Origin of the sequence: Nocardia seriolae NBRC 15557, assembly GCF_007990715.1 — a bacterium.
Classification (GTDB): Bacteria; Actinomycetota; Actinomycetes; order Mycobacteriales; family Mycobacteriaceae; genus Nocardia; species Nocardia seriolae.
The window spans coordinates 69,347-81,281 of sequence record NZ_BJWY01000009.1; the positions used below are offsets into that span (position 1 = coordinate 69,347).

9 protein-coding genes and 1 pseudogene are annotated in these 11,935 nt (G+C 68.6%); 8 read left to right on the forward strand and 2 right to left on the reverse strand.

From position 1 onward, the window contains the following. Position 1: 1 nt before the first annotated feature. Complete coding sequence (locus NS2_RS04890; RefSeq protein WP_033085998.1) at positions 2-2,764, reverse strand: ATP-binding cassette domain-containing protein; 2,763 nt, start codon at positions 2,762-2,764, stop codon at positions 2-4. Between the two features lie 157 nt (positions 2,765-2,921). Between NS2_RS04890 and NS2_RS04895 the strand changes: the two genes are divergently transcribed. Further along, positions 2,922-4,352 carry a neutral zinc metallopeptidase gene (locus NS2_RS04895; protein WP_033085997.1) on the forward strand — a complete coding sequence of 477 codons (1,431 nt, stop codon included), beginning with the start codon at positions 2,922-2,924 and terminating at the stop codon, positions 4,350-4,352. A gap of 148 nt (positions 4,353-4,500) precedes the next feature. Here NS2_RS04895 and NS2_RS04900 read toward each other — a convergent pair whose 3' ends face one another. Next, positions 4,501-5,877, reverse strand: coding sequence for an FHA domain-containing protein (locus NS2_RS04900; protein ID WP_033085996.1), 1,377 nt, complete (start codon positions 5,875-5,877; stop codon positions 4,501-4,503). A 155-nt stretch (positions 5,878-6,032) separates the two neighbouring features. Here NS2_RS04900 and NS2_RS04905 point away from each other — a divergent pair, with 155 nt between their 5' ends. The 7 genes and pseudogenes from NS2_RS04905 to NS2_RS04930 all read left to right on the forward strand — a co-directional run bounded on the left by NS2_RS04905 (position 6,033) and on the right by NS2_RS04930 (position 11,888). Then, on the forward strand, positions 6,033-7,586 hold the full coding sequence (locus tag NS2_RS04905) for a serine/threonine-protein kinase (RefSeq protein WP_071344624.1): 1,554 nt from the start codon (positions 6,033-6,035) through the stop codon (positions 7,584-7,586). An 88-nt stretch (positions 7,587-7,674) separates the two neighbouring features. After that, positions 7,675-8,022, forward strand: a pseudogene (locus NS2_RS38705) (DUF7373 family lipoprotein); the annotation flags it as partial. A 12-nt stretch (positions 8,023-8,034) separates the two neighbouring features. After that, positions 8,035-8,508: a DUF7373 family lipoprotein gene (locus tag NS2_RS04910; RefSeq protein ID WP_033085994.1), complete on the forward strand. Its 474-nt coding sequence runs from the start codon at positions 8,035-8,037 to the stop codon at positions 8,506-8,508. 43 nt (positions 8,509-8,551) lie between these two features. Further along, positions 8,552-9,784, forward strand: a complete 1,233-nt coding sequence (locus tag NS2_RS04915) for a DUF7373 family lipoprotein (RefSeq protein WP_033085993.1) — start codon at positions 8,552-8,554, stop codon at positions 9,782-9,784. Between the two features lie 16 nt (positions 9,785-9,800). Then, entirely contained in the window at positions 9,801-11,027 is a 1,227-nt protein-coding gene (locus NS2_RS04920) for a DUF7373 family lipoprotein (protein ID WP_033085992.1), read from the forward strand. Between the two features lie 181 nt (positions 11,028-11,208). Beyond that, the gene (locus tag NS2_RS04925) at positions 11,209-11,538 is read left to right on the forward strand and encodes a WXG100 family type VII secretion target (protein ID WP_033085991.1); all 330 of its coding nucleotides are present in this window, start codon (positions 11,209-11,211) and stop codon (positions 11,536-11,538) included. 47 nt (positions 11,539-11,585) lie between these two features. After that, positions 11,586-11,888, forward strand: coding sequence for a WXG100 family type VII secretion target (locus tag NS2_RS04930; protein WP_033086050.1), 303 nt, complete (start codon positions 11,586-11,588; stop codon positions 11,886-11,888). The last annotated feature ends 47 nt before the right edge of the window (positions 11,889-11,935 follow it).

Genomic DNA, 11,935 nt, shown 5'->3' on the forward strand with positions numbered 1-11,935 from the left:
ATCACGCCGCCGACTTCTTCAAGCGCAGCCGCGACCAGGTGAACAGGGAGAGCAGCACCAAGATCAGGACGAGCACGCCCATATCCAGCGACCACGCGGCCACGGTGTGCTTCCAGAAATGATCCTTCTGCGCCGCGTCCGAAGCCGAAAGCTCGGGCAGATTGACCGTGGACGCGCCGGCTGAATAGCCCCAACGCGACGGGAACAGCCACGAGACCTGGTCCAGCACAGCACGACCCGTCACCGGGATCAGGCCGCCCGCCATCACCAGCTGCGTCATGATGATCACCACCAGCAGCGGCATCACCTGCTCGTTGGACCTGGCCAGCGCCGAGAGCGCCAGGCCGACCACCACGCAGCAGACCGCGGTGAGCGCCACGTCGAGGTAGAGCTCCACGGGCCCGGACGGAATCACCGAACCCTTGCTCGGCGGCTTCTTCACCGCCAGCACGATGGCGATCATGACCGCCGACTGCAGCATCGCCGCGAGGCTGAAGACCGAGATCTTGGACATCAGGTATGCGCCGGAACGCAATCCGACCGCGCGTTCCCGATAGTAGATGGCTCGCTCGCCGACCAGGTCACGCACCGTGAGCGCGACGCCCAGGAAGCACGCGCCCAGAATGAGCACCACCAGCAGCTGCTGTGCCTCACCGTTGTTGGCGCGGATGAAGCTGCCGTCGGGCGCCTGTACGAACCCGACCGATTCGAACCCGTTCTTACCCGGCACCACCAGCGACAGCCCGGCCAGTACGAACGGCAGGATGCCGAGGAACGCCAGATAGCCGCGGTCGGCGAAGATGAGCCGCAACTGCCGCCGTGACAGCGTCGAGAACTGTTTGAACGGGCTCGATTTCGGCGCCTTGGCCCGTTCCACCGCCTGCACCGGCGCGGGCGGCTCCGCGAACGCCTGGCGGGAGCGGAAATTCGCGAAGGCCCGGTCCGGGTCGTCGGCGACACGGCCGAAGATCTCGGCCCAGTCGCTGGTGCCCATCACGTGCCCGACGCTGCCCGGGTGCCCGCAGAAGGCGGTCTTGCCGCCGGGCGCGAGCAGCAGCACCTGATCGCACATGTCCAGGCAGGCCACCGAGTGCGTGACCACGATGACCGTGCGCCCGGCGTCGGCCAGCTCCCGCAGCATGGTCATGACCTGGCGATCCAGCGCCGGGTCCAGGCCCGAGGTGGGCTCGTCCAGGATGAGCAGCGAGGGGCCGGTGAGCAGCTCCATGGCCACCGAGGCGCGCTTGCGCTGACCGCCGGAGAGCCGGTCCACGCGGGTGTCGGCGTGCTGGGTGAGCGAAAGTTCCTTCAGCACATCGGCGATGACCTGCTTGCGGTCGGCCTTGCTGGTGTCCGGGGGCAGGCGCAGCTGGGCGGCGAAGTTGAGCGCCTGCTTGACGGTGAGCTGCCGGTGCAGCACATCGTCCTGAGGCACCATGCCGATGCGGGAGCGCAGCGCGTCGTACTCGGCGTGCAGGTTGCGGCCCTCGAAGGTGACCACGCCCACGGTCGGATTCGTCGTTCCGGCAATGAGTTTGGACAGCGTGGACTTGCCCGCGCCGGACGGGCCGATCATGGCGGTCAGCGAGCCGCGCCCGGCCTGCATGTTCACGTCGACCAGCAGCTGCTTGTTGCCCTCGACGGTGAATCCGACGCCGTGCACGTGCAGGCCCTGTTCGGCGACCGGCCGCTGGCGGCGCACCAGCGTGCCTTCCTGCACGACGAAGTCGACGTTACCGATGGTGATGATGTCGCGTTCGCGCAGCAGCGCCCGCTGTTCGCGGCGGCCGTTGACGAAGGTGCCGTTGGCGGAGTTCAGGTCCTCGATGGCCAGGCCCTGCCGGTCCGGCACCAGGCGGGCGTGCCGGCGCGAGGCCATCGGGTCGTTGACCACGATCTCGTTGTCGCTGGTACGGCCGAGGTGCAGGCCGCCGCGCGGAATCCGGTCGGCGCGCGCGATGGCCGCGGTGGAAGCGCGGGCCCGGATCGGCGGCAGCGCCGAGGTGTCGGCCTTGGTGGTCATGTTGATGGCGTCGCCACCGCCGGGCGGCGGCGTATTCACCGGCGGGCGCGGCACATTCGGGGTCGGCGGGGTGCCGACCGGCGGAGCCTGCCGCTGCTGCAAGGGATTCGGCTGCTGGTGAGCCGGATTCGGCTGCTGGCGTTGCGGACCCGAGATCGGGCGATTGAGATTCGGCCGCTGCGCCGGGTTCGGGTTCGGCTGGGCCAGGTTCGGATTGGCCTGGGCCGCATTGGGCTGCGGCCAGCCGGGCTGCGGATTCGGCCGCGGCGCCGGCTGATTCACCGGCGGCCGCTGCTGCGCGAACGGCGACTGCACCGGCGGCTGCTGGGCCTGCTGCACCGGCTGCGGCTGCCCGCCCTGTGGCCGGTTCGGCGGCGGCACCATGCCGTGCCGCGGCTGCGACTGTGGCGCGGAGCCACCGCTGCGGGCGGCCTGCGGCAGCAGGTGCAGCAGCGGCCCGCTGATGGCGTCGCCCAGGCGCACCTGGGTGGGCCGGCTGATGACCAGCGGCGTGGTCAGCCGCCGGGCATCCACGAAAACGCCATTGGTGCTGCCATTGTCGGTGAGCATCCACGACCCGGTCTCGAAGCTGAGGGTCGCGTGCACCCGTGAGACCAGCGGACGGTCGACGAACAGCGTCACCTCCGGCGCCCGGCCCATGGTGATCTGCTGGGTCGCGTCGAAGACCCGTTCGGTTCCATCATGACGCACGGTGATCTGCTGCGCCCCCGGTGAAGACATGGTGGGATGATAAGCGAAGCCCCCGGAGTCCGGCGTTGCGCTTCTTGGCCACCCGTCCGATACCGGGGTAGAGAATCGATCTGCCGGCGAGGGAGTACACGTGGCGAGATGGCGGGGGGAGGCGGTCCGAACGCGCCCGTCCGTGAGGATTCGCCGCATGGCCGTGGTGGTCGGTGTGCTCACCGTCGCGGTCGCGCTCTTGTCCGGATGTACACGAACTGTTCACGGCCATGCCGTTTCCATCTATGACGACCCGTTCAAGGTGGCCGGTCTGCCCACCACCAGCGGGCCCAACGGTCCGCGCGCGGGCGTCCCGGATGCGGCGCTGACGGCGCAGGATACCGACGGCGGAAAAATCGACCGGCTGGTTTTGAACGCGCTGGACGATATCCAGACCTATTGGCAGGCCGAGTACCCCAAGGAGTTCGGCGGCGCCTTCGCCCCCGGCAACAAGTTCATCTCCTGGAGCGCCAAGACGCCGCGCTCGCAGGCCGGTCAGTTCTGCGGGGAGTCCAGCTACCGGCTCGTCAATGCGGGCTACTGCCGCCTGGACGGTTCGATCGGCTGGGATCGCGGCGTGCTGCTGCCCGCGGTGGCCGACGAGTTCGGGCAGATGTCGGTGGTGATGGTGATGGCCCACGAATACGGGCACGCCATCCAGGAGCTGGCCAAGATCGTGGGCCGCCGCACCCCGACCATCGTCAAGGAGCAGCAGGCCGACTGCTTCGCGGGCGCGTTCATCCGGAATGTGGCCGAGGGCAAGGCGAAACACTTCACCATCAACACCTCCGACGGCCTGAATCAGGTGCTGGCCGCGACCGTCGCCTTCCGCGACGCCGATCCCGACGATCCGCAGAACGTGCACGGTTCGGCGTTCGAGCGGGTGACCGCGGTGCAGATCGGTTTCACCGACGGCCCCAAGGGCTGCAAGGCCATCGACCAGAACGAGATCGACCACCGCCGCGGCAATCTGCCGCAGACCCTCGGCAACGACGCGCAGAAGGGTCAGTCCGAGGTGAATCAGTCCACCCTGCAAGAACTGGCCAAGGCCATGGCCGCGATCATGCCGATCCCGAACGAGCCCAAGTACAGCTACGATTCCGCGAAGCTGAACTGCCGCAACGGCGCCGACACCGCCCCGGTCACCTACTGCCCCGCCACCAACCTGATCGGCACCGACGTCCCGGCGCTGCACGAGCGCGGGGTCTCCAATGCCGACGACCAGGACGCCCTGCCCGCCAATGTGACCGGCGATTTCACCGCCTACATCGTCTTCATCTCCCGCTACACCCTGGCGGTCCAGCACTCCGCGGGCGAGGCGTTGAAGGGCGCGAAGACCGGACTGCGCGCCGCCTGCCTGTCGGGCGTGATCTCCGCGAAGCTGGCCGACCCCAGCCGCACCAAGGCCCAGGGCGACATCTCCCTGTCCGCGGGCGATCTCGACGAGGCCGTCTCGGGCCTGCTCTCCGACGGCCTGGCCGCGAGTGACACCGACGGCAAAACCGTCCCCAGCGGCTTCTCCCGCGTGGACGCGTTCCGCGCGGGCGTCCTCGGCAGCACCGACACCTGCTATTCGAGGTACGCCTGACCGCCTCTCCGCGCCTTCAGCGGACAGCCGAGTGCCGTGAACAGCACTGCATCCGTGCCACCGGCTGGGTGCCGAACCGATTCCGGCCGTCCCCGGGGAGTTACCCTCACGGCCCGAAATCCGTAGTCGCCCCGGGTACGAACCACCTTCAGCCGAACGGCGGCGGGGCGACCGGCTCGAGGCGCAGAACCCGGTTGCCGAGCATGATCTCGGTGCCGGTGACCAGGGTGAAAGGCTGATTCGGTTGCAGCCGAATCCAATCCCGGTAGCCCGGCGGGCGGACCCGGGTGCCGTTCGTCGAGCCGTGGTCCATGAGGGTGATATCCCAATTGACCAGGCGGATTTCGGCGTGCACGCGGGACATGCCGCCGGAGTTGTCGTCGATGCGCAGCGGCACCAGGCCCTCGGTGGCGGCCGCGGCGGGTTCGGGGTCGCGGCCGACCAGGGCGTCGGCGGCCACCATGTAGGTCATGCCGTCGTCGAGGACGAGCATGCCCAGCGGCGGGCGGATCACCTCGGCGACGTGCTGGGTCTGATCCACCGGCATGCCGCACACGGTGCAGAACGCGGCGCGCGGGTCGCTGGGATGCGCACGCGCGCACTTGAATCCGAGCACCTTCACGGTGAGGGCGTTGGCCTTGGCGGTCTGCTCCAGCCGTCGCTGCAGATCCGGGTCGGGCTTGGGGGCGGGGTTGGTGCCGCTCGTCTCGCTCGGCCCGGCGGTCTCGGTGGGCGCGTGATGCAGGTTCAGGCCCTCGGTGTCGGCCGTGAGCTCCGGGTCACCCGGGACGGCGGCCGCGCCGGTGGATGCGGTGGCCGCGAAGTCCGGATCCAGGCTCGCCGGAATCCGATTGGAGGTGCGCGTCGGAATCAGGTTGGGATCCAGGGACATCGGTTCCGGATCGCGTTCGGCGTCGAAGGCCGCGGTCGGCGGTGGCGGCTCCACCCGCCGCCGCGCCACGACCGCGCGCACCGGCCGCCGCGCGACCGGCGGCTCGCCCTCGAACCACAGCACCGCGCCCGCCGCCGGGGCGAGTCCCTCGATGAGGGAGCCGATTCCGCGCGCGGGCAGCTCCGGCGGCCGCCGCCGGTTCTCGTCGATGAACAGGGCCGCGGCCCGCGCGGGCGATTCGGCCACCCGGTCCACGGTGAACGCGGCGTCGCTGCCCCGGTAGTACTCGACCACGGATCCGGCCAGCACGGCCGTCACCGATCCGTGCAGGAAGATGGCCAGACCACCGGTATCGGCCGCACACAGAATCCCGAACTCGACGGGTTCCCCGGGCGAGATCTGCTCGGCCTCCTTCATCAGCCACCGGGTGGCCTGCCGCGCGACCAGCCGCCCGGGCCCCTCCGGAGCCAGATCGGTGGCATCGGCCACCAGCTCCCCCAGCGCCCGCGCCGCCACCACGGCCCGCGAATCGGGCGTGAGCTTCCCCCGCTCCCGATGCGCCACCAGAATGACCGCCCCCGCCACCCGGCTCAGCACATGGTCACCCGCGACGACCTCGACCTGCCGATCCATCACAGGAACCGGCCCCCGTGGACTACGCGGCTCGGGATGTTCAGCACACCGACCAGGTTACGTGGCCGCCGAGTTCGGGCCCCGCCGAGGCCGAAACGGTCCAGTATGCTCCGGCATGCACGGCTGCCCCAGCGAACTGTCCAGGAGTCCTGTCTATGCCGATGAGTCCCGGCACCATCGTCGGTGGATACCGGATCGTGCGCGTGCTGGGCTCGGGCGGCATGGGCACCGTGTACCTGGCCAAACATCCGCAGCTGCCGCGCATGGACGCGCTCAAGGTGCTCTCGGTCGATCTGACCCGCAATGAGGAGTTCCGGGGTCGCTTCGAGCGCGAGGCGAATGTGGTTGCGGGCATGGACCACCCGAATATCGTCGCCGTGCACAATCGCGGCGAGGAGAACGGGCAGCTGTGGATCGCCATGCAGTATGTCGAGGGCACCGACGCCTCGGCCGAGCTCAAGCGCGATCCGGCCGCGGTGCCCCCACTGCGCGCGCTGTCGATCGTCACCCAGATCGGGCGCGGCCTGGACTACGCGCACCGCCGGGGCCTGCTGCACCGCGATGTGAAGCCCGCCAACTTCCTGCTCTCCAGCGCCGACGGCGAGGAGGAGCGCGCCCTGCTGGCCGACTTCGGCGTCGCCAAGTCCACCGAGGACACCACCGAGCTCACCCAGACCGGCAGCTTCGTGGCCACCATCGCCTACGCGCCGCCGGAGCAGCTGTCCGGCCAGCCGCTGGATCACCGCGCCGACATCTACAGCCTCGGCTGCGCCTTCTTCAAGCTGCTGACCGGCCGGAACCCTTATCCGGCAACGCAGCCGGCACTGGTCATGATGGGCCACCTGCACGAGCCGCCGCCGCGGGCCACCGACGTCGACCCGCAGCTGCCCGCCGCGCTGGACCAGGTGTTCGCCCGGGTCATGGCGAAGAACCCGGCGGAGCGCTACAACTCGTGCCGCGAGTTCACCGAGGCGGCGACGGCCGCGCTGGTGCCCGGATACCACCCGGTCACCAGCACCTCGCCCACCTATCCGATCCAGGTGGCTCGGCCCGGTCCGCTCGGCGGCGAAACCCAGGGCGGGATACCGGTTTCCGCGACCGAGCTCACCGAGCAGGTCCGGCCGCCACGCAATCGCAACCGGCTCTACGCGGGTGTCGGCGCGGCCGTGGTGGCGGTGGCGCTGGCGGTCGGCATCGGCATCGCGACCACCGGCGGCGGCGGGAACGACCACGCCGCAACGACTTCCACGGCGGCCGACCCCGGCCTGAGCCCGGTGGACAAGGCGCGCAAGGACAATCCCGCCTTCCAGGGCAAGACGGTCACCATGGTCGATGTCACGGGCGCGCAGTTCAACACCAAATACAGCATCTACCTGGCGGGCAGTCCGCAGGCGAAATTCCTGGAGAGCCTCGGATTCGTCTACAACACCCAGTACCAGGGCTCCGTGGACGAGACCTCGCCCCGGCCCGCCGAGGGCTACGGCTCGCTCAAGGTGCCCGACGGCTCCTACATCATCGCGGTGCGCAGCGATGAGAAGGCCGGCGGCGGCGGCCTGCTCGGCCTGCCGAGTGAGCTCTCCAGCTCACGCGGCATCGTCATCCCCGTCGACGACGCCGCCGCGGTGACCGCCGTGCGCAGCTGGACCCAGGACTCCACTCAGACCCTGGTCGCCAAGCTGGTCCCGGCCCTCCAGAAGCAGATCAAGTAGGGTTACGCACGATCGTTCGTTTTCCGGACGGGGGGAACCATGAGCAAGCTCGTGCGCGCGGCCGTCTGCGCGGCAACCGCGGTCGCGATTGCGGGCAGCACCGCCTGCGGCTCCGACACGCCCGGTCCGGTCCAGCCGACCGAACCCGCCATCGATCTGTCCCGGTTGGACACCGGCAATCTGCAAACCCGGCCCAAACCGTTCGGCACCGCCGTCGACCTCGACCAGGCCAGGATCCTGGAGGCCGAGCGGCTGGCCAACTATCTCCCGCTGCCGCCCGAGATCGAGCCCGCCGTTCCTGGCCCACGGCAGCTATGTCGTCAACACCCTGGTCGGGGTCAAGGATCCGGACCTCGCACAGCTGACGGACCTCACCCGCAAGGTCTACGACGCCCAGCTGCCGCTGCTGGATGCGCTGAAACCGCTGGACCGCGAGGGGATCCTGCGCATGAAATCGGATCCCGACGGGATGCTGCACCAGGCGCTGAACACCGAGGACTTTCCGATGCCCGACTACCAGAACGAATTCACTTCCGGCGCACGCGGATTCCTGGGCCGGGTCACCGATCAGGAGCACTGGCGGCAGGTGCTGTCGGACAGCGGCGTCGATCGTTTCGCCCTGAGCGGCCCGGCCTACCTGGGGTCGACCATGCTGTTCCGCGCCGGCGATCCGGAGGCCGCCCGCAAGCTCTGGTCGACGATCCTGGAGCCCGCCTTCCCCGGACCTGTCGAGCCCCCGGCGAGCCGGGTGCCCGGCACCCGATGCGGTGAGGGCACGGCCGACAGCCTCCACGACAAGAAGCGGTACCGCTGCGCGATCGTCTATCGCCGCCATGTCGCGACGGTGGATTCGGACCAGCTCGCGGACGTCTACCAGCGGGCGGCCGCCCAGTACGCGCTCATGGCGAACAGCACCTGGTAACCGTTAGGGTGTTGCCCGGTTGTTTGCTGACGGGAGGGGAAGCATGCGCACGGTGCGGCGCGCGGCCATGGCGGCCACGCTGGCGATCGCGGTGGTGACGACCGCCGCCTGCGGTTCGGACTCGTCACCGGGCCCGACCATGGCCGCGGAACCGACCATCGACCTGGGCAAGCTCGACACCGGCAATCTGCCCACCCAGCCGAAGATCTACGACAGGGCCGGATCGCCGGAACTGGGCAAGGCGGTGGAAGCCGAGCGGCTCGCCAATTACATTCCGCTGCCGTCCGAAGTGAACCCGGAGATCAAGTATGCGGCTCCGGCAGTGAGCGCCGCCATCCGGCCCTTCATCGATTTCGGTTCGGGCGCAATGAAATTGCGCACCAAGGCCGATGCCGACACGCTGACCGCGGCCGCCCCGGGCTTCGTCGCGGGGTTCGTGACGACGGGCTCCTCCGATCCGACACCGAACCTGTCCTACGAGTTCGAGAACCTGGTGTTGCTCTTCACCGACGACGCTGCCGCCGGTGCCGCCGCCCCCGCACTGGGACAGGCGGATTTCGACGCGGCTCCCGGCAGTCGGCCCCTGACCATCGAGGGCCATCCGAATGCCTTCGCGTACCTCGATACTCAGCTCGGCTTCGATGCCTCGGTCCGATCCTGGTACGCCACCGGCAAATTCGTCATTCTCACCTACGTCTGGGACAACGTGATGGCCGAGACCGGCGTCAGCGATCCCGCCAAGCTCACCGCCCGCGTCAAGCGCGCCCTGGACGTCATACCGCCCGCCCTCGCCAAGTTCCCCGCCACCGCGCCGGACCGGCTGAGCGAACAGCCCGTGGATCTGGACGGTGTCCTGGGCCGCACCCTGCCCACGGTGCAGGATGACCGATCCGAGCGCGGCGTGCCCGGCGTCTACGACGGACACGGCGGCCTGCAACTCTTCCCCGGCGAGGAGATGGCGGCCCTGTTCGAGCGGGCCGGGGTCGACCGGGTCGGCTACAACGGCGGGGCGGTTTTCCGCGCCCGCGACGCCGCTGGTGCGGCCGCCATCGTCGCCGCCCGCGCCGAGACCTCGCGCACCTTCCGTGCCGTCGACCCACCGGCGAATCTGCCGAATGCCCAGTGCCGCAAGTACACCGGGCCGGTGCCGATGTCACTGCCCTACTACTGCTACGTCCGCCACGACCGCTATGCCGCGGAAGTGGCGGCCAGTCAGCTACTCGACGCGCAGCAGCGGATCTCGGCCCAGTATGCCCGGCTGGTCAACGCGCACTGATCGGGAGAGAACGACAATGACACTGTCACACCGGATTCGAGCGACCGCGCTGCTGGCGATCACAACCGCGGCCATCGCGGGCTGCGGGTCGAGCGTCGAAGGTTCGGCCCGGCCGGGCGAGATCGACGTCCGCGCACTGGATATCGGCAACTATCCGACCGTGCCGCTGGACGAGCGCTACCTCTATTCCCCATCCATGGGCAACGGCTTCAATCTGGCCCTGCAGCGGCTGGGCGATCACGTGGTGAACGGGACCGATATCGATCCGAAGTTCGGCTACGGGACCGGCGCGGTGCCGTTCCTCGATACCGACCGGGCCACCACCGTCCTGGCCAAGGCCACCGCGCCGGTGCTGGAGGCCAACCGGATGATGTTCGGATTCTCGGTAGGACACAGCGAGAAACAGCCCGACAGGTCGGGCAAGCCCCCGGCCGACAGCGCGTTCACGACGGTCACGGTCATGCAGTTCCCCGATGCCGCAGCCGCGTCGAAGGCGGCCGCGGAATTGGACGAGGCCGATTTCGCGGTGGCCCCGGACCGGAATCAGCGGGTGCCGGTGCCGGATTACCCCGACGCCCATACCCATTGGCGTCCCGGTGTGGCCAGTATCGGTTCGACCATGGCCCACGGCAGTTATGTCGTCGATATGTTCGTGGGCGGAAAGGATCCGGAGCCGTCGCAATTGACGGCGCTGGTGGCGTCGGTCTACAAAGCCCAAGTGCCGCTGCTGGATTCCCTGCCGCCATTGGATCGCGAGGGCGTCCTGCGGCTGCCGTACGACGCGAATGCCATGTTGCGGCGGACTCTGAATTTCGACACCAGTTTCCAGCCCGACTTCGCCTCCCAGGCCGTCGCGGACCCGCGTGGATTCCTGCACCGGGTGACCGATCAGAATTTCTGGCGACGGCTCGTCACCGATGCCGGTGTCGAACGTTTCTCCACCTCGGGCATGGCCTTCTCCGGTGTCAGCATGCTCTTCCGCACCCGCGACGCGGACGCGGCCCGGCGGCTGTCCGCCGCGATTCTCGAACACGGCTATTCGGCCGTCGCGGACAAACCGGCCGGAATTCCGGGGGCGAACTGCGGCGAGCTCCAGAACCAGAGCCAGGGCGGCGGCAACAAGCGCTACCGGTGTGTCCTCAGCTACCGCGGCTACGCCGCCGTGGTGGAGTCCGACCAGATTCTCGACACCCAGCAGCGGGCGGCCGCCCAGTACGCATTGTTGGCGAATAGCACCTGGTAGTGCGTTTGTGAGCTTCCTCTCGCGTGGAGGATGTCACCCGTTCGACGTCAGCACTGGTCAGGGGTACCGATCCTTGGATAGTGTGCTGACGAATAGCTGAACCAGGGGTGGAACCGCGGGTGCGTGACCTGCGTCCAATCTTGCGAACGGGTCGTCCGCCCGCGAATCGAAAGGAGGCACCGTGGCCGGTGCATTCGAAGCCAGTAATGATCTCATCCAGGCCAAGGCCCAGGAGTTCCAGAAGACCCACGACATGCTGATGCACGCCATCGCCGATCTCAAGCGCGATGAGGACAGCATGGTGGCCGGTTCCAAGTGGCGTGGCGGCGCGGCCGACGCCTTCAACGCTTTCATGCAGCGTTACTACTTCCAGGCCGACAAGCTCAACGACAAGTTGATGCACACCGCCGAGAACCTGATCAAGGTCGGCTCCAACTACGAGGAGCACGACAAGGACTACCAGTCCAAGGTCAACGCGCAGATCTCGAGCCTCGACCTCCCGGCCGTCTGACCGGCCCGGCCCTCCCTTTTTTCGGACACTTGGCAAAGGAATTCACCATGGCAGCAGCAGACGGCCAGATCATCTCCGCCCATTTCGAAGGCGTCGCCGACGGCGCGAATTCGATCATCCGCCGCGCGGAGACCATTCGCGACCAGCTCGAGGCGTTCCACCGCAGCGTCGAGGAGTTCGTCCAGAACAACTGGAAGGGTGACGCCAACGAGGCGTTCGCCGACCTCCAGCGCATGTGGAACCAGCACGTCATCCAGCTCAACACCACCCTCAATGGCGCGGCCAAGCTGGTCCACACCGGCAATGCCGAACTCCAGGCCAAGGACACGGCTCTCGCGGGCCTGTTCTGATCCGCCTCCCCGGGACTTCAGCGGGCGGCTAAGTGCCGCCAACAGTC

Bases quoted from the DNA above. Each gene is read 5' to 3' on its own strand.
- NS2_RS04895 (WP_033085997.1), top strand. From the start codon at position 2,922: ATGGCCGTGGTGGTCGGTGTGCTCACCGTCGCGGTCGCGCTCTTGTCC.
- NS2_RS04900 (WP_033085996.1), bottom strand. From the start codon at position 5,877: ATGGATCGGCAGGTCGAGGTCGTCGCGGGTGACCATGTGCTGAGCCGG.
- NS2_RS04890 (WP_033085998.1), bottom strand. From the start codon at position 2,764: ATGTCTTCACCGGGGGCGCAGCAGATCACCGTGCGTCATGATGGAACC.
- NS2_RS04915 (WP_033085993.1), top strand. From the start codon at position 8,552: ATGCGCACGGTGCGGCGCGCGGCCATGGCGGCCACGCTGGCGATCGCG.
- NS2_RS04905 (WP_071344624.1), top strand. From the start codon at position 6,033: ATGCCGATGAGTCCCGGCACCATCGTCGGTGGATACCGGATCGTGCGC.
- NS2_RS04930 (WP_033086050.1), top strand. From the start codon at position 11,586: ATGGCAGCAGCAGACGGCCAGATCATCTCCGCCCATTTCGAAGGCGTC.
- NS2_RS04920 (WP_033085992.1), top strand. From the start codon at position 9,801: ATGACACTGTCACACCGGATTCGAGCGACCGCGCTGCTGGCGATCACA.
- NS2_RS04910 (WP_033085994.1), top strand. From the start codon at position 8,035: ATGAAATCGGATCCCGACGGGATGCTGCACCAGGCGCTGAACACCGAG.